Here is a 20,317-nt window from a genome sequence, read left to right as displayed (position 1 = left end):
TCTCCTCAGCTTGCCTTCTCGCGGAGCGACAACGCCACCGCGACGAGGATGATGAAGCCGCGCACGATCATCTGGTCGGAGACCGACAGCCCCATCAGGATCAGCCCGTTGTTGAGCATGCCCATCATGAGCGAGCCGACGAGGGCTCCGACGATCGAACCCTTCCCGCCATTCAGAAGGGTCCCGCCGACGATGGTCGCGGCGATCACCGTCATGAGGTCGGTCTCGCCGAGCGTGTACTTCGCAGCTTGCAGCCGACCGGCGTAGAGGAGCCCGGCGAGCCCGGCGAGCCCTCCGCTCAGCGTCAGCACGGCCAGGCGGACACGCGGCACCCGGATACCTGACACCAGCGCCGCCCTCGGATTGTCGCCTGTGGCGAGAACGTGGGCGCCGAAGCGGGTCTCGCGGAAGGCGAGATGCCCGAACGCCACGGCTGCGACCGTCCAAAGCACGAGCGAGGGAATGCCGAAGAGCGTCCCGGAGCCGAAGAAGCCGGTAAAGGCGCCGTTCGTCACCGGGATCGAGCGCAGATCGGTCAAGGACCGCGCGACGCCGGCGAAGAGCCCCATGGTCGCGAGCGTGACGAGGAAGGAGGGCAGGCGCAACCAGGCCACGAGCGCACCGTTGAAGGCACCGATCAGAAGTCCCGCGCCAAGTCCCGCAAGCACCCCGGGAACCAGCCCCCAGCCGTTGAGGGCGACCGCGGCCGAGAGGGCCGAGACCGCGACGGTGGAGCCGACCGAGAGATCGATCTCTCCCGCCGACAGGACAAACACGAGGCCGATCGCCATGATGGTGACCGGCGCCGTCTGCAGCACGATGTTCGAGAGGTTGCGGACCGTCAGGAAGCCGGTGTCGCGCAGCACCACCGCGAAGAACACGAAGATCGCGAGAAAGCCGAGATAGACCACGTGCTGCTGCCAGTCGATACGCCGCGCGGGGTTCCGGCGGGTGTCCTGAACGGTCCCCGACATTGCTACTTCGCAGCCTCGAGGACGCTCACGGGCGCATCGGTATGAAGCGAGCGTTGCCAGCCCTCGGCGATGTTGTCCCGGGTTACCGCGAGCGAGTCGACGACGAGAAAGGGGGGCGCGGCCTTGCCGAGCAGCGCGGCGGCCGAGGCGCGGGCGGCGGTTTGGCCAATGTCGTACGCTTCGTCCGCGACAATCGCCGCGAAGTTTCCGCCGGTCGCCATGTCGAGCGCGGCGGGTTCGTTGAGATCGAGGGTCACGATCTTCGTGTGCGAATTGCCGGCGGCTTTCAGCGCCGCGAGGACGCTGAGCGCGGGCTCGGCCCAGGTGACGTAGATGCCGTCGAGATCGGGGTTCTGGGTGAGGAGCGCCTGCGCGATCTCCTCGCTCCGCGCCGGATCGGCCATTCCCTGCTCCGCGACGATCTCCATGTCGGGAAAGTCGGCTTCGATCGTCGCCTTGAAGGCACCGTCACGCTGGTTCGTCACGTAGAAGTCGGCATCGTGATAGATGTAGCCGAGCTTGCCCTTGCCGCCGAGCACGGCCGCCATGGCGTCGGCAGCCTTCTTGCCCATCTGGAAGAGGTCGTCCGAGACGACGGCAGCGTAGTCCCGCCCGTGCACAAATCCCGCCGGCGAGTTGTCGACGAACGCGAGCTTCACACCGGCATCGACCGCCGGCTGGAAGACCGGTGCCGCCGTCGCCGGATCGACCGGGAGCGACAGGATGATCGACGGGTGCTTTGCGAGCACCGTCTCGACGTCGGCCTTCTGCCGGGCGGCATCGAAGCCAGCGTCGGTCTGCGCTACCACCTCGATCCCGAGATCGGCGAACGCGTCGCGCGCGCCGCGATCGACGGCGCGGGTGTACTCGCTCATCTCGTGCCATGCGAGCGCGGCGGTGTGGTGGCCCTGCCGGATCGTCGCCACTTCGTCCGGCGAGAGGATGAGATCGGCGGCAGGCGTGGCCGTCTCGCCGTTCGGGCCGGTGGTGATGCCCTCGACCGCGAGCGCTGGCGCGGCGAGGATGGAAGCGGTCAGCAGGGCGACAAGGGTGCGCATCTTGGCCTCCGTCATTTCGCGGCGTCGAGGATTGACTGCGGAGCATCGCGGTGCAGCGACTTCTGCCAGCCATCGGCGACGTTCTTCCTGGTCACCGCCAGGGCCGGCGCGACGATGAAGGGTGGGCTCGGTTCGCCGAGGAGCGCCTTCATCCCGGTTGCGGCCATCGCACGGCCGAGTTCGTAGGCTTCGTCGGCGACGAGTCCGACGACGTTGCCGCCCTTCATCATGTCGAGGGCAACCGGCTCGGAGAGATCCAGCGTCACCACTTTCGTGTGGGTGTTGCCGGCGGCCCGGAGGGCCGCGAGAACACCGTCGGCGGGCTCGGCCCAGGTCACATAGATGCCGTCGAGGTCGGGGTTCTTGAGCAGCATCGCACTGGCGATCTCTTCAGCCCGCGCGGGATCGGCGATCCCCGCCTCGGCAGCGATCTGCATGTCGGGATAGTCCTGCTCGATCGTCGTCTTGAAGGCGTTGTCGCGCTGGTTCGTCACGTAGTAGGTCGCGTCGTGGAAAATCCAGCCGATCTTGCCTTTCTTTCCGAGCGCCTCGGCCAGCACGTCGGCGGCCTGCTTGCCCATCTGGAAGAGATCGTCGGTGACGACCGCGACATAGTCGGTGCCCTGCTTGTAGTCGGCTGGTACGTTCGAAAGGAACACGAGCTTCACACCTGCGCCAGCGGCCTCGCGGAACGCCTCGGCGGAGGTCACCGGGTCGAGCGGCAGTGCAAGCACCACGTCGGGGCCGGCGGCGAGGGCGGTTTCGATGTCAGAGCGCTGCTTGGCGGCGTCGAATCCGGCGTCGGTTGTGACGACGACGGGGATGTCGGCCCGGGCAAATTCATCGGTGGCGCCGGAGGTGACTGCATTCACGAAGTCTGACGAGGTGTGCCAGAGCAGTGCCGCCTTGTGCCCCTTGTCCTTCAGGGCTGCAAGGTCGGCGTCGGAGAGGGTGATTGCCGAGGAAGGTGTGGCGCTCTCGCCGCCCGGACCGACCGTCTGCGGCCAGGCTGGTCCGGCGAGCATCAGCGCCGCAAGGGCGCATCCGAGGAGGTTCCGTCGCATCGTGCTGTCTCCCTGTTGTCATGACCCTTCGACCACACCGCAGTAGCTCGCGATGAACCGCGCGAAGGCGAGGACGCCCGCATGGAACTCGTCGAGCTCCACATGCTCATCGAAAGTGTGGCAATTGCGGATATCACCAGGCGCGCAGTAGACCGCCGGCGCTCCGATCGCGGTGAAGAACGGCACTTCCGACCAGAAGGGCGCCCCTTCGATGCCACCCCGTCCTTGCATGGCGCCTGAGACCGCCGCCGAGAGCTGGCGTACCGGATCGAGCGTGGGGTCTGTTTCCGCCGGTGTTCCGCCCAGCGGATGGTCGCGTCCAGCCGGGTAGGCGATCTCCACGCGGATCTCGGGATCAGCGATCGCACCACGCACTACCGCCTCGAGTTCGGCGGAAGCGACATCGAGGCTTTCGCCGGGCAGGAGCTTGCGGATCAGCGACAGCTTGCAGCGCTCGGGCACCGCGATGAAGCCGCCGCCCTCGATCCCGGTGACGAGAAGAAAGCCGCGACCGACGAGCGGGTGCTCGGCCCGAGCGCCGATCTCCTCCGAATGCGCCCAGAGGGCACTGATGATCGCGTGTGTGGCTTTCAGGGCGTCGTGCCCGAGTTCGGGAACGCCGAAGTAGGCCGAGCGGCCCCGAACGGTGATCTCGGCGATGAAGAAACCCATCTGCGCCGCGTAGACCGCGAGCCGCGTCGGCTCGACGTAGACGACGAAGTCCGGTCGCGATACCGCGCCCGCCGCGATCTCGCCGGCATAGGCGCGCACGCCGGCCGAAATGCCGGTGCCCGGCTCCCCGCTCTCCTCGTCGCCGACGAAGGCGTAGGCCAGGTCCCCCGCGAGCCGGACGCCTGCCCGGTCGAGGACACCGAGCGCCGCGAGGCTCGCGGCGATCCCGGCCTTGAGATCACCCGCGCCTCGCCCCCAGACCGCACCGTCGATGACCGGCGCGGCGAAGGGATCCTCGCGCGCCGTCCCCTTCCAATAATCGCGCCAGCCCTCGACGTGCACGGTATCGGTGTGCCCGATGAAGAGGAGCCGGGGCCCGCCGCCGGCACCACGCCGTTCTCCCCGGACGTTCGGGCGGCCGGGTACGAAGTCGTCGAGCCGCACCTCGCCGAGGCCCCGCCGCCGCATCTCCTCGGCGAGGAAATGCGCGAACCCGGCCTCGTTGCCGGTAATGCTCTCGTGACCGATGGCACCGCGCAGCAGGCCGAGCGCGTCCTCCGCGTCGAGGGCGGCGGCGAGACGGTTGTCGAGCGCGGTGCTCATGCTTTGCTGCCTGCCTGTCGCGGCGGCGGCAGCGAGAGTTTCGCCTCCGGGGCGTCGGCGCCGAAAAGGGCGTTGTGCAGATGACTGAGTCCGATCGCCGCCGCCCCGATCAGCGCCGCCTGCGGACCGAGCCGGCTCGCCGCGACGTCGACGGGGGAGGACATGCACCCGGGAAGAAGCGCGCGCACCCTCTCGGTCATCTCCGGGCGGCTGCCGATCGAGCCGCCGAGCACGACGAGACTGGGGTTGGCGATGGCCGCGATGGCCGCGACGCCGCGCGCGAGGAGGCAAGCGGTCTCGTCGATCACCTGCGTGGCGGCCGGCTCTCCCGCGCCGGCGCGGGAGAAGATCTCTGGCACCGTCATTCCGGGTGCGTCGGTGCCGCCCGTGAGCGTCCGATAGCGCGCCCGGATCCCGGCGGAGGCGACCAGCCGCTCGAAGGCGCCAGTCCGCAGGGACTCCGCCTCGAAAGGGTCGGCGCCGAACGGCAGGAAACCGAGTTCGCCGGCGGCGTTGTCCGCGCCGCGAACGAGTTCGCCCCCGACGATCAGCCCGCCGCCGATGCCGGTCCCGAGGGCGATGAAGGCGAGCGTGTCGAGCCCCTGGCCCGCGCCCTGCCAGACCTCGCCCTGGACCGCGAGGTTCACGTCGTTCTCGAGCAGCACGTCGCATTCGAGCACGGCCTCGAGCGCCGCCGCCACATCCATCCGGTCGAAGTCCGGGATGTTGGGTGCGAACCGGACGCGCCCGCTCGACGGGTCGGGGGCGCCAGGCACCCCGACGACCGCGATGCGCACGCGCTCGCGACCGACGCCCGCCGCGGCTGCGGCCTGCAGGCAGAGGCGCCCGATCTGCTCGACAACCACCTGTCCGCCCTCGGGGCGGGTAAACTCGGTGGCCTCCCGAACGATGGCACCGCGAAGATCGGTGAGCCCGACCCGCACCTTGGTTCCGCCAAGGTCGACTGCGGCGACGAAGGCCGCGTCAGGCACAACCTCATAGGTGACGGCACTGCGCCCGACCTGCCCGTTGGTGCGACCCGTCTCGATGACCCAGCCTGCGTCCTCGAGGTGCCGGACGATCTCCGAGATGGTCTGCTTCGACAGACCGGTCTGCTTGGCGATCGACGCGCGCGAGATCGGCGCTTGCTGAAGCAATGCCTCCATCACGGCCCGCTTGGAGAACTGTCTGGAGAGCTGGAGCGCCCGACTCATTTCCGGCCTATTAGTTCTGCTACCGAACAAACTGCGGCAGGTCGATACATCCGTCAACGGTGTTGAAAATTTCGGCAGCGCAGTGACCTGGTTGCAGAGCGTCACTTTCGCAGCGAGCGGATGGGTTGCCGCTCCGGCGAGCGGCATGTCCCGCTTTGCGTGTTTTTCGACGCCGGTGACCAGGTCTCCGCCGGGACCAGCCAGCAACTCGCACCGGCCGCGCCCGAGCCGGCGCACTCCAGCCTGAGATGACCCACTGAGACCGGGGTCGGCGCTCTGGCCGATGGGCGACACGACCGAAGATGCCGCTGCGCTGCAGGAGATGCTCAAAGGGGGCGTCGAGCGAATGTCTGCCCATCCCCTCGAGGACGCAATGGCGACCATGTTCTCTCGCGATGGACTATCTTGCCCGCCGATACGGCCTGATGGCTCCTACGAAACGACCTGACGGGCGTGAAGCTCCGGTTCGGTAGCGCCGCACAGCAACGGCCTGACGTTCGTCGGGCTCGAGGCCGGTGAGCGGCTTGTCGATCGATGCCAGCCACCGTGGGTTTCCGCATCTTCTTGTCGCACCCATGTTCTAAATCTATATCGTAAAAGATAATTAAATCAGTGATTTATCCGTGCATCCTCCCGCCCCAGCCATGCTTTCCGCTGACTTGCTGAAAGATTTCGACGGCCAGGGCGCGCACGAGCCGCCCCAACGATGGCGATCGGCCGGGGCTCGCCGGACTTGCGCTTCCGCATCAGGTCACGCCGGACCGTGGTCCCGAATCGTATGCGCCACCGTCCCGTGCGACAAACACTTCGTCCGTCGAGAGGCGGGCGCCTCAGACGGGCTTGCCGGAGCGGTCTCGGTGGTTTACCCGCGGCGACATCGTCATGATTGATGCGCCCTTTGACCGTGTTCACCAGCGCGGGGTCGCGGCGCCTTCTGCCTGACCGAGGGGCAGTGGGGGCCGTCTCAGGGAGGCCAAGTGGACACCTCGGCGGCGTTCGGATAGGTGGCATTGCGAGCGTGCGCTACCGGACAGGAACTCTGACGATGGAACGACCTCGGCAGGAATGGTTCCATGGAAGTGTGGTATTTGGTTCTTGGGCGCGCGCTCTTGTCCCACGACTTTTGCCACACCGGCTTGGATGCCAGGTCTCGTACGGTCGGGCAGAGTTCGCCAGGGATCGAGCGGGGTTCGGCGCTGACAGACGGCATCAGTGGTGGCGGACTTGGTGACTGAGACAATTGGCATGAAGCCATCGCGACCGACGGACCTGTCGGCGGACCGGCAATCAGTATCGAAGTCACCAACTGTCGTGCCGGATGGTGGATCGGGAGCGCAACCCAACGTGGTGGCAAGCCTCGTCATATGCAGCCGTGATCGATGTGATGTCCTCGCTCGGTGTCTCTCTGCGCTGGAGACAGTTTCCCTTCCCCCGGAATGGGAGGTTGTCATTGTCAATAATGGGTCACGCGATCATACAGTTGATGTTATTGAAGAATTTCGGGCGAGAGTTTCGTTTCGGGTCATTTCCGTCAATGAGCCCTTGCCGGGCCTGAGCCGAGCGCGGAATCGGGGGATGGCGGCTTCTTCGGGAAGGATAATCGCCTTTACTGACGATGACTGCTATGTGACGCCCGGATACGCCGCACATTTGGTGGCAGCATTTGACGAACCGCGGCTCGGCTATCTGACAGGCAAGGTTCAGCAATACGATCCGCGTTTTGCCCGCACCGCTATCAATGAGCGGAGTGAGCCCTACGAGCTTCGTCCATATGGCTATGTACGAACGGGGCGGGTGCTCGGAGCGAACATGGCGTTCCGGCGAGAGGTTCTTGAAGCGATCGGGGGGTTTGACCTGGAGTTTGGGAGCGGCGCACGCTTTCCGGCTGAGGACTGCGATGCCGCTGCCCGCGCAAGCGCTGCTGGATGGGCTGGTCGCTACGTCCCGGAAGTGGTGGTCCAGCATGACCACAGACGCGATCTGGCCGAGGCTAGGACTGTGCACTCCTCCTACGACCTCGGTCGGGGAGCGTATCACATGAAGCTCATCTCGCAATCCGGTACGCGTCTGGCGGGCGTGCGCGGCTGGCTTGAGCTACCATACCGTGTTTTTCGCCGGCCAACCACGCTGCGGGGGGAGCTTGCCGGGGCATGGGGATGGTGGCGGCTGAATTGGACGCAGCGGCGATCCCGCCGCTGAGGCGTCCTCCGCGGCGATCTCTGGTGCAGCGCAAGCGTCGACGGGAGCAAGACTTCGGCCCGGCGCCGAACGGCGCGTGCGACGGCCGGGAGGCGCGAGTCCCGGCCGTCGACTGTCATGTCTGGCAGGTTCAGCCGTCGAGGCCGGCCTTGATCTTCGCGACCTCGTCGGCGCTCATCTCGCCCACCGTGGTCACTTCGCCGTTCTGGATCTGCCACAGGCGGAAGGGCCCGATGATGTCGCCGTTCTTGTCGAATGACACCGGCCCGATCACCCCTTCGTAGCGGATCGGCTTGCCTTCGGCGATCAGCTTCAGGGCCTTTGCGAACTCGTCCTTGCCGGCGTGGATCGGTTCCCCGTCGGCGGCGACGACCTGCGGGATCGCCGCCTTGATCGCTGCCGGTTCGGCCGACCCCGCCCTGGCGATGGCCAGAGCCACAATGGCGCCGGCGTCATAGGAGCGGTCGGCCGCCGGCGCGTCCGGCGCGATCCCGCCGGAGAAGGCCGCGAAGTTGTCGTAGAAGTACCGGGTGGACACCGTCTCGCTGGTGCCGGAGGACGTGCCGTAGGCGTCGTCGAGGTATTTCGCGCCGACCGCCTCGATGAAGTCGGTGGAGTTCATGCCGTCGTTGAGGAGAAACTTCGCCGGCCCGCCCGCTGACAGCCACGCCCGGGCGATCGTCGCTCCGTCCACCGGATAGCTCACGAGATAGAGCCCATCCGGATCGCCTGCGAGCGCGGCGCTGGCCTCGGCCGAGTAGGAGGACTGCTTCTCGTTGTAGAGCGTCGTCGAGGTGATCTCGCCGCCGAGCTCCTTGTAGGCGGCGACGAACTCCTTGACCATGTTGACGCCGAAGTCGTTGTTCACGTGGACAATTGCGAGCTTCTTCAGCCCCCGGTCCATGGCGTATTTCGCGGCGGCCGTGCCCTGCAGCGCGTCCGAGGTGATGGTGCGGAAGAAGACGCCGTTCGTCTTGCCCTCCTCGGCCAGCGTGGTGAGCGTCGGCGAGGAGGAGGCCGGCGAGATCTGCACCACGCCGGCGGGCGCGGTGACCGAGGTCAGGATCGGGATCGACACCGACGAGATGATCCCGCCGATGATGACCGGAACGTGCTCGATGTTGACGAGCTGGGTCGCCTGATCGACGGCGACGTTGCCCTGACTCTGGCTGTCGCGGACGTCGGCGACGATGTCGCAGCCGCCTGCGCCGCCGGCCTCGTTGAAGTCACGAAGCGCCATCTCCGCGGCCTTCGCCCCCGCCTGACCATAAGCGCCGGCCGGCCCGGTCAGCTCCATGACCATGCCGATCTTGACCGGGCATTCCGCCGCCGCAAGGGGCCCCGCAAGGGCGACGAACGCGGCCGAGGCGAGAAGTAGGTGCTTCATCTGGTGCTTTTCCCTGTTGATCTGTCGTTGGCCGGACGTCGTCAGGCGGCGCCACGGCTGAGGTTGTATTTCATGATCGATCCGTGCCGTCCGGCGCGGTCGCGCTCGAGCGTGTAAACGTCGCCGTCGAGCGCCCAGGCGCCCGAGAGCGCCGCCTCGATCTCTGCGAGGTCGGGGGCGCCGAGGGCGAGGTCCGAGACCGCGATGTTGGCTCCGAGGTGCGAACGGTTGCGCGCCCCGACGATGACCGCGGCGACCCCCGGCCGTGCCAGCACGGCGGCGCTTGCGACCGTCGCGATATCGCTGCCGTGGCGGTCGGCCACCCGGCGCAGGGCGGCGAGCAGGCCCTGGAACAGATCCCAGCCGCCGAGGTCGTCGATGATGAGCTTGTACTTGGTGAGCGAGCGGTTCTCGACGTCCTGCCCGGGGTCCGCGGCCCCGAGCCAGCGGTCACCGAGAAAGCCGCCCGCCACCGTTCCGTAGCAGAGGAGCGAGACGCCGCGGAGCGCCGCAGCCGCCGTCATCGCCGTCTCCGGCCGGCGGTCGAGGAGCGAATACTGCACCTGCATCGAGAGGAGCGGCACGCCGGAATCGACGATCTCCCCGAGATGCTCCGTGTCGAAGTTCGTTCCCCCCACGTGGACGATCTTGCCCGCGCGCCGCAGCTCGTCGAGCCAGTGCGCGGCCTGGAGCGCCCCGGGCACCGCGTAGTCCCACCAGTGGAACTGCACGAGGTCAAGCCGGTCGGTCCCGAGCCGCAGCAGCGACCGGTCGATGACGCGCTCCACGTCCACCCGCGAGAGGGTCGGCAGAAGGTCGAGGTCCGGCACGTATTTGGTATGCACCCGGATCCGCGCCAGCGCCTCCGTGCCCCGCTGGCTGGCGTAGGCCTGCCGGAAGGCACCGATGAGTTCCTCGACCCCGGTGTAGATGTCGGCGCAGTCGAAGGTGGTGATCCCCGCGTCGGCAAAGGCGATCATGTCCGCAATCGCGGTCGTGTGGTCGATGGCGCCGTGGCCACCGGCCATCTGCCAGCCGCCGCGGATGACGCGGCTGATCTCGTATCCGGGCGCAAGGGCGATGCGTTGCATGGGGGTCAGTCTTTCGGAAGGGGTACGGCAGTGGTCGCCGCGTGGCTGAACCGGCGGCGGCCAGTCCGGGTGACACGGAGGCGCGTCGAGCAGTTCGGGTCCGGGCATGCGATCTCGGCGTCGGTGGTCATCCAGTCGTTGGCATCGCACGGGCGCTGTTTCGCCGCGAGGAGCGGCAGCACCGAGGCAAGGGAGTAGATCGAGATCCCCTGCCCCGGCGGCAGGAACAGCATCTCGCCGCGCAGCTCGAACCAGTCGCCCGGCTTCGCCCCGCAGTAGATCGCGCCGCCCTCTGGCGCCACGACCTCGATGCGCAGGTCCCAGAGCTCGAATCCATCGTCAGTCATCGACCGCCTCCGTCGCGAGCCGCCGTCGCCAGCCGCCGGCGGATCAGGTCGAAGGAGTTGGTGATGTCGGCGGTCAACGCCGCCACCGCCCCCGCCGGGTCGCGGTGCTCCAGCGCCTCGATCAGTTTCCAATGGTGGTGGACCGCGAGCCGGTGGCCTTCCTCCTCGTGGATCCGCGCCGCCGCCCGCACGTATGGCCCCGACTGCAGCCACAGGCTTTCCACGACGGGGATCAGCACCGCCGAGCCCGCCGCCTGGTAGATGCGGAAATGGAAGGCGTGGTTCAGCTTTGACGTCGCCTGCGCCCTGTCCGGCGCCGTCCCGGCGAATGCCGCCTCGCAATCGATGGTCAGCGCGCGCAGGGCCGCAAAGTCCGCCTCGTCGAGCCGCGGCAGCGCAAGGTTCGTCAGCTCGCCCTCCACGAGGCAGCGCGCCCGCGCGAGGTCGTCAAGCCGCTCGCGGGTGATCAGCGGCACGCGAACCGACCGGCTGGGAAGCGCCTCCAGCGCCTGCGCCGAGACGAGCCGCGCCAGTGCCTCGCGCACCGGCATGGTGCTCGTCTGCATCGCGTCGGCGAGATCGACGATGCGCAGCACCTCTCCCGCCTCGAAGAGGCCGTGGATCAGCGACTTGCGCAGCTCCGCGAAGACCCGGGCGTTGACGGTTTCCCGCCCCACCGGCGTCACGGCGTCACGCCCTCTGACCGAGTCCACCTGCAACAAAGTGCCTCCCCGCGCCGCTCCGATGAAAAAAGCTACTTGCGCGACTCCGCTCGGTCAAACACTTTGATCACTGATCACAAACTGGGGGCGGGCTGGGTTGGGACAGGCCATCATCGAGGCGGACGGACTGGTGCGCACGTTTGGCGGCGCGCGCGCGGTCGATGGCATGTCCCTCGCCCTCGCGCCGGGCGAAATGGTCGGGCTCATCGGCCCGAATGGCGCCGGCAAGACCACGCTCTTCAACCTGCTTGCGGGCACCGTGCGCGCCACCGCCGGTACCGTCCGCATCGCGGGCACAGACGTGACGCGCGAGGCGCCGGAGCGACGCATCGCCCGCGGAGTCGGGCGCACCTTCCAGATCCCGCGCCCGTTCGCGGAAATGACCGTCCTCGAGAACGTCCTGACCGGTGCTCCGTCCCAGAGCGGCGAGCGGCCCCTCGCCAACTTCCTGCGCCCGGGCCGGGTGGCCGCCGAGGAGCGCGCCGCGCTTGACCGCGCCCGCGGGCTCCTCGACTTCGTCACGCTCTCCCGCCTCGAGGACGAGCCCGCGCGCGTCCTCTCGGGTGGCCAGCGCAAGCTCCTCGAACTCGCCCGCGTCCTCATGGCAGACCCGAAGGCGATCCTCCTCGACGAGCCCGCGGCCGGGGTGAACCCCACTCTCCTGGAGCTGGTCATCGACCGTATCCGTACCCTGAACGCGGAAGGGCGCACCGTCCTCCTCATCGAGCACAACATGGACATGGTCGCCCGTCTCTGTTCCCGGGTGGTCGTCATGGCCGCGGGGCGCCGCCTGGCTGAGGGCAACCCCGCCGACGTCGCCCGCGACCCCGCCGTCATCGCCGCCTATCTCGGTGACGGCGCATGACCGACGCCGTTCTTGCCACCCGCGGACTCGTGGCCGGCTATGAGCCGGACCTTCCGATCGTCCGCGGCGTGGACCTCGCCGTCGCTCGCGGCGACTTCCTCGTGCTGCTCGGGCCAAACGGCGCGGGCAAGTCCACGCTCGTCAAGGCGATCACCGGACTCGTCTCGATCCATGCCGGTTCGGTCACCCTCGACGGCGCCGAGATCAGCACCTCGCCCATTCACGAGAAGGTGCGCCACGGCCTCGCTTTCGTCCCCCAGACCGAGAACGTCTTCACGACGCTCTCGATCGAGGACAACCTCCGCCTCGCCGCTCAGGTCCTGCCGCGACCCGGCCGGGCCGGGCGGATCGCGGCACTTTACGCCATGTTCCCCGATCTCGCCGCGCGGCCCCGGACCCGCGCCGGCGCCCTGTCCGGGGGCCAGCGGCAGATGCTCGCCGTCGCCCGCGCCCTCGTCGTCGAGCCGCGCGTCCTCATTCTCGACGAGCCGTCCGCCGGCCTCTCACCCAAGGTCGTCACCGAGGTCTTCGCGCGCCTTGCCGCGATCAACGCTACGGGAGTCACCACCATCCTCGTGGAGCAGAACGTCCGCGCCGCCCTCGCCACCGCCGCCAGCCGTTCGGGGCGGGCCGCCATCCTCGTCGAGGGCCGCATCGCCCACGAGGGGCCAGCGGCCACCCTCGCGGACGACCCCATCGTCGCCGAACTCTACCTCGGCGCCCGCCGGGAGCCGGAGCCCGCCGCATGAGCCCTCAGATCCTCGTCGATGGCCTGATCGCCGGGTCGATGATCGGGCTCGGCGCCATCGGCGTCACCCTGACCTATTCGATCCTGCGCTTCGCGAACTTCGCCCATGGCGATTATCTCGCCTGGGGCGCCTACTTCGCCCTCGCGCTTTCCGGGGCCCTCGGCTCGCTTGCCGGCGGTGCGCTTGCGGCTCCCATCGGCCCCTTCTCCTTCGGCTGGTCGCTGCCTCTCGCTGCCCTCGCCGCGACCGCGCTGACCGCAGGCCTCGCCCTTCTCGTCGACGCGCTGCTCTTCGGCCCCCTCCGCCGTCGCGGCAGCTCGGTCATCATCCTCGTCATGGCGAGCTTCGGCGCCGCGCTCACCCTGCGCAGCCTCCTCGAGTTCACCTTCACCTCGAAACCCTTCTACTATACCGGCGAGCTTCAGATCGCCGTTCGCTTTGCGGGCATGCGCGCCACGCCGGATCAGCTCCTGTCCCTCGCCGTCGCGCTCGTTCTCGTCATTCTCGTCCACCTGCTCCTCACCCGCACGGCGATCGGCCGCGAGATGCGCGCCGTGGCCGAGAACCCCGGTCTTGCCGGCGTCGCCGGGGTCGACGTGCGCCGGGTGGTGCGCACCGTCTGGGCGCTCGGCGCCGTTCTCGCCTGCATGGCGGGGGTCATGGCCGGGCTCCTCATCCAGATCCGCCCGCAGATGGGTCTCGATCTCCTGCTGCCGCTCTTTGCCGCCGCCATCCTCGGGGGGATCGGCAGCGTGCCGGGCGCAATGCTCGCGGGGCTCATCGTCGGCGTCGGCGAGGCAGCGACAGTTGCCGTGGTCGGCGCGCAATGGCGCGCCGCCGTCGCCTTCGTGATCCTCGTCGCGATCCTCCTCCTTCGCCCGCAGGGCCTGTTCGGCAGGAGCGACGGATGATCGACCTCTTCGGCTACGGCGCGTTCTTCCTGTCCATGGCGCTCACCTACGCCATCATCTGTCTCGGGCTGAACGTGCAGTGGGGCCAGACCGGCCTCTTCAACGTTGGCGTCGCCGGCTTCGTCGCCATCGGCGCCTATGCCTCGGCGCTGCTGACGACCCCCGACACCCCGGACCGGCTCGGCGGCTTCGGCCTGCCGATCGTCGCCGGCTGGATCGGTGCCGCCCTCGCGGCAGGCATCGCGTCGTTCCTCGTGGGCGCCCTCACCGTGCGGCTGCGCGCCGACTATCTCGCCATCGCGACCTTCGGCGTCGCGGTCATGGTCCAGCTCTGCCTCCTGAACCTGCAGGGCCTGACCGGCGGCCCCTTCGGCATCGGCTTCATCCCCCGCCCCTTTGCGGCGACCGCCACCAACCCGGCGCTCTTCGCGGCCCTGAACCTCGCGCTCCTCCTCGCCGTGGTCGCAGCACTCTACCTCGGGCTCGAGCGCCTGCTTCGCTCGCCCTGGGGTCGTGTCCTGCGCGCCATCCGCGAAGACGAGACCGCCGCCCGCGCCCTCGGCAAGAACGCCGACCGCTTCCGCCTGCAGGCGTTCGCCATCGGCGGCGCGATCATGGGGCTGGCGGGCGCGGCACAGGGGCATTTCATCGGCTTCATCGCGCCGGAGAACTACCAGCCCATGCTGACCTTTCAGGTCTGGGCCATGCTGATCGCCGGCGGGTCCGGCAACAACCGGGGCGCCATCCTCGGCGCGATCGTGGTCTGGGGCCTCTGGGCCTTTTCCGCCCCTGCCATCGCCGCCCTGTTCCCACCCGACCAGCAGGCCCGCGCCGCGGCACTGCGCATCGTGCTGATCGGCGTCGGCCTCTGCGCCATTCTCCTCATCCGCCCGCGCGGCCTCCTCGGCGAGACGCGCACGGTTTCCCGCCACCTGCCCAAAGCGAAGCCCAAGCCATGACCCCCGAACGCACCACCCTCTCCGGCGGCCCGGAAATCGCGCGCATGATCTGCGGCCTGTGGCAGGTCGCCGACATCGAGAAGGACGGCACCACGCTCGACCCCGAGGCCGGCGCCGACGCCCTCGCCGCCTACGCCGATGCCGGCTTCGACAGCTTCGACATGGCCGACCACTACGGCAGCGCCGAGATCATCGCCGGCCGCCTCCTCGCTCGCCGCAAGGCCACGGTGATGACCAAGTGGTGCCCCGAGCCCGGGCCGATGACGCGCGGCGTCGTCCGCGCCGGGGTCGAGGAGCGCCTCCGCCGCCTCGGCACCGAGCGTGTCGACCTGCTGCAATTCCACTGGTGGAGCTTCGAGCACCCCGCGTGGCTCGACGCCCTGCACGAGATGACCCGCCTGCGCGAGGAGGGCCTGATCGGCGCTCTCGGGGTCACCAACTTCGACGCCGCGCACCTCGCGCTGGCGCTGGCCGACGGCATCCCGATCGCGACCAATCAGGTCTCCTTCTCCCTCGTCGACCGACGGGCGGCCGGGCCGCTGGCTGAACTCTGCGCCCGGACCGGCACCCGGCTTCTCGCCTATGGCACACTCTCGGGCGGGTTCCTCGCCGACCGCTGGCTCGGCGCCGCCGAGCCCCTGGAAATCGCCGACTGGAGCCGCTCCAAGTACAAGCGGTTCATCGACACCGCCGGCGGCTGGGACGCGTTCCAGGGCATCCTCACCGCCGCCGGAGAGGTCGCGCGCAAGCACGGCGCCTCCATATCGAACGTCGCCACAAGGTGGGTTCTCGACCACCCGGCCGTGGCAGCCGTCATCGTCGGCGCCCGCCTGACCGAGAGCGAGCACCGCGCCGACAATGCCCGCGCCTTTGCGCTGCATCTCGACGACGAGGACCGCGCGCGCCTCGATGCCGCCTTCGCCGCCACGACGCCGATCCCCGGCGACTGCGGCGACGAATACCGCCGGCCGCCTTTCCTCACCGCCTCGGGTGATCTCAGCCACCACCTCGACGCCATGCCGTCGATCTACACGGCCGAGCCGGTCCCCGGCCGCCCCGATCGCCTGCGGGTCTCGTCGGGCAGTGTGTGGGAACCCCTCGCCGGCTACTCCCGTGCAGTCCGCGACGGCGAGCGCATCGCGGTCTCCGGCACCACCGCCACCCACGGCAGCGACCGCGTCGTCGCACCGGGCGACGCGGGCGCCCAGACGACCTACATCCTCGACAAGATCGCGGCGTCCATCTCGGCCCTCGGCGGCAGCCTCGACGACGTGATCCGCACCCGCATCTTCGTCCGCGACCCGGCGGCGTGGGAGCCGGTCTCCCGCGCCCACGGCCGCGTCTTCAGCGAGATCCGCCCGGCCAACACCCTCGTCTCCGCGGCCCTCGTCGGCCCCTACGAGGTCGAGATCGAAGCCGAGGCAGTCGTCCGGCCCCGGTGACCCCAACGCGCTCCGGATCACTCGAAGGCGATCGACCGGCCAGTCGTCTCCCATGCGGCGAGATCGGCCAGCAGTTGCTCGGCATGGCCGCGCACCATCTCGAGAGCGTCGGCGCCCACCTGAAGGCGCAGGGGCGTCGGGTCGGCGGCGAGGGCTGCGTCAATGGCGGGACCGACCTTCGCGGGATCGCCGGGCTGCGTGCCGTTCATCGACCTGGCGAAGGCCCGCGTCTCGCCCACCGTGTCCGCATAGGCCCGAAGGGCCGGCATGTGGCGCAGCGCGTCGGTCGCAAAAGCCGTGCGCATCTGGCCCGGCTCCACGATCAGGACCTTGACGCCGAACGGCGCCATCTCGGCGGCGAGGGCTTCCGACATGCCCTCCAGCGCGAACTTCGACGCGGAATAGGCGCTGAAACCCGCGAAGGAGACCGCGCCGCCGAGGCTTGAGACGTTGACGATCGCGCCGGCCCGCTGCGCGCGCAGGAGCGGCAGCGCCGCCTTCGTCACGGCCCAGGCGCCGAAGAAATTCGTCTCCATCTGCGCGCGCAACTCCTCGTCCGGGGTCTCCTCGAGCGCACCGACGATGCCGTAGCCGGCATTGTTGACGAGCACGTCGATACCGCCGAACCGGCTGCGCGCCGCAGCGACCGCGGCGGTCGCCTCGCCCGCGGCGGTCACGTCGAGGCGATGCACCAGAACGCGATCGGGCGCTTCCGCCGCCATCGCGTCGAGCCCTGCCGTGGTGCGGGCAGTCGCCACGACGTTGTAACCCCGACCGAGCGCGTGGCGCGCGAGCGCCAGGCCGAGGCCGGACGACGCGCCGGTGATGAACCAGGTCGCGGGACGAGTGTCATTCACGGTCATTCTGCGGTCCTCTCATCGGCAATGGCAGGGAGCCCCTGCCCGATGCCGGGAGCGTACCGGACGCCGGATCCAACGATCAGGCTGTCTTTTCCTGATGCTTTATGCAGTCTGGCTCAGCAATGGAGCGGGATCTGGTACACCTGCCTGTCGTGCTCGCCGTCGCGCAGCGCGGCGGCTTCGCGGCCGCCTCCGCCTCGCTCGGCATGTCGGCGTCGGCGGTCAGCCACGCGGTGCGCCAGGTCGAGGAACGGCTCGGCCAGCCGCTCTTCGCACGCACGACCCGCAGCGTTTCCCTGACCGAGGCCGGGCGGACGCTCGTCGCGGCGATCGGCCCGGCGCTCGCGGACGTCAGCGACGGGCTCGACCGGGTGCGCTCGGTCCGTGGACAGGCGAGCGGCCACCTGCGCATCAATGCCCCGCGGATCGCCGTGCCGATGGCGCTGGCGGAGGTCGCCGCCCACATGGCGACGCGGCATCCCGACGTGACGCTGGAGATCGTCGCCGACGACGGGCTCTCGGACATCGTCCAACTCGGCTTCGATGCGGGCGTCCGGCTGGGCGGCATGGTGGCGCAGGACATGATCGCGGTGGCGCTGACCCCGAGCTTTCGCGCGATGATGGTCGCCTCGCCCGCCTACGTCACGAGGCGCGGCATGCCGGAGGGCGCCGCCGCCTTGCCCCTGCACAATTGCATCGGATTCCGCCTCATCCGGTCCGGCGGCATCTACGAATGGGAGATCCGGGAGGCGGGCCGCGATACCGCGATAAAGACCCGGGGATCGGCCATCCTGACCGATCCGCTGCAGGCGCGCGACTTCGCGCTCGCCGGAGTCGGTATAGCCTATGTCTTCGAGCCTCTGGTGCGGGCCGACCTCGACGCGGGACGTCTCGTACCGGTCCTGCCGGAAACGGCGATCGAGGAGCCGGGCCTCTTCGTCTATTTCCCGAGACGGGCCGCGCTCGCGCCGAAACTGCGCGCGTTCCTCGAAATCGTCCGGGAGCGGCGGATCGCGGCCGGGAGCCGCGCGCAGACCGAGCCTCCCTCCCTCGATCAGGTTTCGCCGAGGTCTTTCAGATCAGCAGGCGATGATCGGTGACCGGGCAGGACCGGGCCATGTCCGCGCTCGCGTAGCGCGAGCGCGCCGGCGTCCCGATGGCGACGGGCCGGCCGGTCAGCGCGGCTTCCTCGATCGCGAGAAGCGCGCGCATGTCCGCGAGCCCCTCGCCACCGTCCGCGACCGGCGGCTCGCCCCTCACGATGCAGTCGGAGAAGTAGGCGATCTGGCCACCGAACTGGTCCACCCGCTCGAAGGGCGTCTCCTCGACGCGCCCGTCACGGCGCAGGCGCATCCGGGTGGCGGTCTCGAACCTGTAGCCCGGGTCCAGTTCGATATCGCCCTCGGTGCCGACGACCCGGTAGGCGTCGATCGGCGCGGCGCCGAAGCTCACGATGAACTGCGCGATTCCGCCCGAGGGAAAACGCAGCGTCGCGGCGACGGTGGCCTCGATCTCGGCGAAGCGCGGATCATCCGCCGGCTGATGCCGGACGGCGATCGCCTCGACCGGCTCCTCGGCGAAAACGTGGCGCGCCGCGTTGACGCAGTAGACGCCCAGATCCTGCAACGGGCCGCCCCAGTGCTCGGCCTTCAGGCGATGGTTGCCGGGCGCGCTCTGGAAGCCGAAGACCGACTGGAAGAAGAGCGGCCGCCCGATCGCGCCGCTCCGAACCTTTTCCAGCAGGGCGAGCGTGCCCGGCTCGTTGTGCAGCCGGTAGGCCGTCATCAGGAAGACGCCGCCATCGCGCGCGGCGGCGATCATCGCCTCCGCCTCGTCCAAGGTGCAGGCGAGCGGCTTCTCCACCATGACGTGCTTGCCGGCCTTCGCCGCGCGGATGGCGTAGTCGGCATGCATCGAGTTCGGCAAGGCGACGTAAACCGCGTCGATCCGGTCGCTGGCGAGAAGCGCGTCGTAGTCCGCGTAGGACACGACATCGGGGATCCCGTGGAAACTGGCGAGCCGACCCGCCTTCCCGACGTCTCCCGTCACGATTGCCGCGACGCGGGAATTGCCCGACTGCGCGGCGCCGGGCAGGAACGCTTCCTGCGAAATCCACCCGGCTCCGACGACTGCATACCTGATCATGAAACCTCTCCTCGGCTTGACAGCTGTCAACGATACAGGTCGGCGGCGGGGACGAGCCGGAGCTCGGCGCTTCGGCCCTCGGCGAACGCCTGCGCGAGTTGCTCGGCGATCGCAGACGCGACGTAGCCGTCCCACGCGCTCGCACCGGCCGGCTCGCCCCGTTCGACCGACCGGACGAAGGCGCGCATCTGACGGCGATACGCCTCGCGGAACCGCGGCACCCAGTCGTTCGGCCAGCCGTGGCCGTGCGTCCCGGCCCGGTTGGTCGCGGTGAGGGCTGGCGCCGCCATCGCGACGGTGCCGCTGCGCCCCACGAGCTCCGCATGGACGTGGTAGCCATAGGCCGCGTTGATGAAGACTTCCGTCGATACGATCTCGCCCTTGTCGGTGGTCATGGTGACCATCAGCGGCTCGCCGCCCGGGCCGGCGACGATGTCGGCCCGGAGCATTTCCGAGCCGAGCAGCCAGCGGCTGATGTCGATCTCGTGGACGAAGGAATTGGTGAGTGCCATCGCCCCGGTGAACCACTCCGGCGCCTGCGCATTGCGGTGGATGTTGTGCAGCAGCACCGGCGCCCCGATCGCGCCGTTGAGACGCGCCTCGCGCATCTCCCCGTAGGCCGGATCGAACCGGCGCATGTATCCCACCTGAATGAGGCGCCGCCCGAGCGCCACCTCTGCCTCGACCAGTGCCAGGGCCTCCGCGGTCGTGGCCGCCAGCGGCTTCTCGCAGAGCACCGGCTTGCCGCGTTCGAGGCAGGCGTGGGCGAGGGTGCCGTGGGTCACATCCGGCGACGCGATGACCACCGCGTCGACGCCCTTGGCGGCGATCAGCTCCAGCGGATCGGTGAAAACGGCGGCACCGTCGGCGACGGCGGCCGCGCGACCCGGATCGGTGTCCGCCACGGCCGCGAGATGCGCGCCGCGGGTTTCCTCGCACAGGATGCGCGCGTGTTCGGCGCCCATCACGCCGGTTCCGATCACTCCGACCCGCAAGCTCATGAAATGCATCCCCGTCGTAAGAATTTCGGCGCGGCCCCGACCGGCCGTCACGCG

19 protein-coding genes are annotated in these 20,317 nt (G+C 69.1%); 7 read left to right on the top strand and 12 right to left on the bottom strand.

What is annotated here, in order from left to right:
• Positions 1-5: 5 nt before the first annotated feature.
• Genes HNP73_RS15370 through HNP73_RS15350 form a run of 5 tightly spaced genes read right to left on the bottom strand, consistent with a single transcriptional unit; the run spans position 6 to position 5,969 of the window.
• Complete coding sequence (locus HNP73_RS15370) at positions 6-974, bottom strand: ABC transporter permease (RefSeq protein WP_184151541.1); 969 nt, start codon at positions 972-974, stop codon at positions 6-8.
• A 2-nt stretch (positions 975-976) separates the two neighbouring features.
• Complete coding sequence (locus tag HNP73_RS15365) at positions 977-2,032, bottom strand: substrate-binding domain-containing protein (protein ID WP_184151538.1); 1,056 nt, start codon at positions 2,030-2,032, stop codon at positions 977-979.
• 11 nt (positions 2,033-2,043) lie between these two features.
• Positions 2,044-3,096, bottom strand: a complete 1,053-nt coding sequence (locus HNP73_RS15360; protein WP_184151535.1) for a substrate-binding domain-containing protein — start codon at positions 3,094-3,096, stop codon at positions 2,044-2,046.
• Positions 3,097-3,114: 18 nt separating this feature from the next.
• On the bottom strand, positions 3,115-4,371 hold the full coding sequence (locus tag HNP73_RS15355) for a M20 family metallopeptidase (protein ID WP_184151532.1): 1,257 nt from the start codon (positions 4,369-4,371) through the stop codon (positions 3,115-3,117).
• Entirely contained in the window at positions 4,368-5,969 is a 1,602-nt protein-coding gene (locus HNP73_RS15350) for an ROK family transcriptional regulator (protein WP_246399853.1), read from the bottom strand. The genes HNP73_RS15355 and HNP73_RS15350 overlap by 4 nt, the downstream gene beginning before the upstream one ends.
• 861 nt (positions 5,970-6,830) lie before the next feature.
• On the opposite strand from HNP73_RS15350, the gene HNP73_RS15345 reads away from it, so the two are divergent.
• Positions 6,831-7,784, top strand: coding sequence for a glycosyltransferase family 2 protein (locus HNP73_RS15345; protein WP_184151529.1), 954 nt, complete (start codon positions 6,831-6,833; stop codon positions 7,782-7,784).
• A gap of 130 nt (positions 7,785-7,914) precedes the next feature.
• On the opposite strand, the gene HNP73_RS15340 is transcribed toward HNP73_RS15345, so the two are convergent.
• The 4 genes from HNP73_RS15340 to HNP73_RS15325 are packed head-to-tail and all read right to left on the bottom strand — an operon-like array spanning position 7,915 to position 11,322.
• Positions 7,915-9,171 (bottom strand): ABC transporter substrate-binding protein, encoded by a 1,257-nt coding sequence (locus HNP73_RS15340; RefSeq protein ID WP_184151526.1) that lies wholly within the window; start codon positions 9,169-9,171, stop codon positions 7,915-7,917.
• A gap of 41 nt (positions 9,172-9,212) precedes the next feature.
• On the bottom strand, positions 9,213-10,262 hold the full coding sequence (locus tag HNP73_RS15335; protein WP_184151523.1) for an aldo/keto reductase: 1,050 nt from the start codon (positions 10,260-10,262) through the stop codon (positions 9,213-9,215).
• A 5-nt stretch (positions 10,263-10,267) separates the two neighbouring features.
• Positions 10,268-10,609: a TIGR04076 family protein gene (locus HNP73_RS15330; RefSeq protein WP_184151520.1), complete on the bottom strand. Its 342-nt coding sequence runs from the start codon at positions 10,607-10,609 to the stop codon at positions 10,268-10,270.
• Positions 10,606-11,322 carry an FCD domain-containing protein gene (locus HNP73_RS15325; protein ID WP_184151516.1) on the bottom strand — a complete coding sequence of 239 codons (717 nt, stop codon included), beginning with the start codon at positions 11,320-11,322 and terminating at the stop codon, positions 10,606-10,608. The genes HNP73_RS15330 and HNP73_RS15325 overlap by 4 nt, the downstream gene beginning before the upstream one ends.
• Before the next feature lie 106 nt (positions 11,323-11,428).
• On the opposite strand from HNP73_RS15325, the gene HNP73_RS15320 reads away from it, so the two are divergent.
• Genes HNP73_RS15320 through HNP73_RS15300 form a run of 5 tightly spaced genes read left to right on the top strand, consistent with a single transcriptional unit; the run spans position 11,429 to position 16,257 of the window.
• On the top strand, positions 11,429-12,196 hold the full coding sequence (locus HNP73_RS15320) for an ABC transporter ATP-binding protein (protein WP_246399851.1): 768 nt from the start codon (positions 11,429-11,431) through the stop codon (positions 12,194-12,196).
• Positions 12,193-12,945: an ABC transporter ATP-binding protein gene (locus tag HNP73_RS15315; protein ID WP_184151513.1), complete on the top strand. Its 753-nt coding sequence runs from the start codon at positions 12,193-12,195 to the stop codon at positions 12,943-12,945. Before HNP73_RS15320 ends, HNP73_RS15315 begins: the two co-directional genes overlap by 4 nt.
• Positions 12,942-13,856 carry a branched-chain amino acid ABC transporter permease gene (locus HNP73_RS15310; protein ID WP_184151510.1) on the top strand — a complete coding sequence of 305 codons (915 nt, stop codon included), beginning with the start codon at positions 12,942-12,944 and terminating at the stop codon, positions 13,854-13,856. Before HNP73_RS15315 ends, HNP73_RS15310 begins: the two co-directional genes overlap by 4 nt.
• Positions 13,853-14,815 (top strand): branched-chain amino acid ABC transporter permease, encoded by a 963-nt coding sequence (locus HNP73_RS15305; protein ID WP_184151506.1) that lies wholly within the window; start codon positions 13,853-13,855, stop codon positions 14,813-14,815. Before HNP73_RS15310 ends, HNP73_RS15305 begins: the two co-directional genes overlap by 4 nt.
• Positions 14,812-16,257, top strand: coding sequence for an aldo/keto reductase (locus tag HNP73_RS15300; RefSeq protein WP_184151503.1), 1,446 nt, complete (start codon positions 14,812-14,814; stop codon positions 16,255-16,257). Before HNP73_RS15305 ends, HNP73_RS15300 begins: the two co-directional genes overlap by 4 nt.
• 17 nt (positions 16,258-16,274) lie before the next feature.
• On the opposite strand, the gene HNP73_RS15295 is transcribed toward HNP73_RS15300, so the two are convergent.
• Positions 16,275-17,120, bottom strand: a complete 846-nt coding sequence (locus HNP73_RS15295) for an oxidoreductase (RefSeq protein WP_184151500.1) — start codon at positions 17,118-17,120, stop codon at positions 16,275-16,277.
• A 101-nt stretch (positions 17,121-17,221) separates the two neighbouring features.
• Here HNP73_RS15295 and HNP73_RS15290 point away from each other — a divergent pair, with 101 nt between their 5' ends.
• Positions 17,222-18,217 (top strand): LysR family transcriptional regulator, encoded by a 996-nt coding sequence (locus HNP73_RS15290; RefSeq protein ID WP_221288701.1) that lies wholly within the window; start codon positions 17,222-17,224, stop codon positions 18,215-18,217.
• Here the strand turns inward: HNP73_RS15290 and HNP73_RS15285 are convergent.
• Together HNP73_RS15285 and HNP73_RS15280 are read right to left on the bottom strand one after the other, a co-directional pair.
• The gene (locus tag HNP73_RS15285) at positions 18,192-19,262 is read right to left on the bottom strand and encodes a Gfo/Idh/MocA family protein (protein ID WP_184151497.1); all 1,071 of its coding nucleotides are present in this window, start codon (positions 19,260-19,262) and stop codon (positions 18,192-18,194) included. The genes HNP73_RS15290 and HNP73_RS15285 overlap by 26 nt on opposite strands.
• A gap of 26 nt (positions 19,263-19,288) precedes the next feature.
• Positions 19,289-20,263: a Gfo/Idh/MocA family protein gene (locus HNP73_RS15280; RefSeq protein ID WP_184151493.1), complete on the bottom strand. Its 975-nt coding sequence runs from the start codon at positions 20,261-20,263 to the stop codon at positions 19,289-19,291.
• Positions 20,264-20,317 lie beyond the last annotated feature (54 nt).

It is taken from the genome of Amaricoccus macauensis (assembly GCF_014201905.1).
GTDB lineage: Bacteria > Pseudomonadota > Alphaproteobacteria > Rhodobacterales > Rhodobacteraceae > Amaricoccus > Amaricoccus macauensis.
This window is presented reverse-complemented; position numbering and strand designations above follow the sequence as displayed.

What these genes read in the sequence shown, in the direction of transcription:
- HNP73_RS15360 (WP_184151535.1), bottom strand. Translation starts at nt 3,096, where the DNA reads ATGCGACGGAACCTCCTCGGATGCGCCCTTGCGGCGCTGATGCTCGCC.
- HNP73_RS15335 (WP_184151523.1), bottom strand. Translation starts at nt 10,262, where the DNA reads ATGCAACGCATCGCCCTTGCGCCCGGATACGAGATCAGCCGCGTCATC.
- HNP73_RS15345 (WP_184151529.1), top strand. Translation starts at nt 6,831, where the DNA reads ATGAAGCCATCGCGACCGACGGACCTGTCGGCGGACCGGCAATCAGTA.
- HNP73_RS15280 (WP_184151493.1), bottom strand. Translation starts at nt 20,263, where the DNA reads ATGAGCTTGCGGGTCGGAGTGATCGGAACCGGCGTGATGGGCGCCGAA.
- HNP73_RS15310 (WP_184151510.1), top strand. Translation starts at nt 12,942, where the DNA reads ATGAGCCCTCAGATCCTCGTCGATGGCCTGATCGCCGGGTCGATGATC.
- HNP73_RS15365 (WP_184151538.1), bottom strand. Translation starts at nt 2,032, where the DNA reads ATGCGCACCCTTGTCGCCCTGCTGACCGCTTCCATCCTCGCCGCGCCA.
- HNP73_RS15330 (WP_184151520.1), bottom strand. Translation starts at nt 10,609, where the DNA reads ATGACTGACGATGGATTCGAGCTCTGGGACCTGCGCATCGAGGTCGTG.
- HNP73_RS15350 (WP_246399853.1), bottom strand. Translation starts at nt 5,969, where the DNA reads ATGGTCGCCATTGCGTCCTCGAGGGGATGGGCAGACATTCGCTCGACG.
- HNP73_RS15295 (WP_184151500.1), bottom strand. Translation starts at nt 17,120, where the DNA reads ATGACCGTGAATGACACTCGTCCCGCGACCTGGTTCATCACCGGCGCG.
- HNP73_RS15340 (WP_184151526.1), bottom strand. Translation starts at nt 9,171, where the DNA reads ATGAAGCACCTACTTCTCGCCTCGGCCGCGTTCGTCGCCCTTGCGGGG.
- HNP73_RS15290 (WP_221288701.1), top strand. Translation starts at nt 17,222, where the DNA reads ATGCAGTCTGGCTCAGCAATGGAGCGGGATCTGGTACACCTGCCTGTC.
- HNP73_RS15305 (WP_184151506.1), top strand. Translation starts at nt 13,853, where the DNA reads ATGATCGACCTCTTCGGCTACGGCGCGTTCTTCCTGTCCATGGCGCTC.
- HNP73_RS15285 (WP_184151497.1), bottom strand. Translation starts at nt 19,262, where the DNA reads ATGATCAGGTATGCAGTCGTCGGAGCCGGGTGGATTTCGCAGGAAGCG.
- HNP73_RS15370 (WP_184151541.1), bottom strand. Translation starts at nt 974, where the DNA reads ATGTCGGGGACCGTTCAGGACACCCGCCGGAACCCCGCGCGGCGTATC.
- HNP73_RS15315 (WP_184151513.1), top strand. Translation starts at nt 12,193, where the DNA reads ATGACCGACGCCGTTCTTGCCACCCGCGGACTCGTGGCCGGCTATGAG.
- HNP73_RS15300 (WP_184151503.1), top strand. Translation starts at nt 14,812, where the DNA reads ATGACCCCCGAACGCACCACCCTCTCCGGCGGCCCGGAAATCGCGCGC.
- HNP73_RS15355 (WP_184151532.1), bottom strand. Translation starts at nt 4,371, where the DNA reads ATGAGCACCGCGCTCGACAACCGTCTCGCCGCCGCCCTCGACGCGGAG.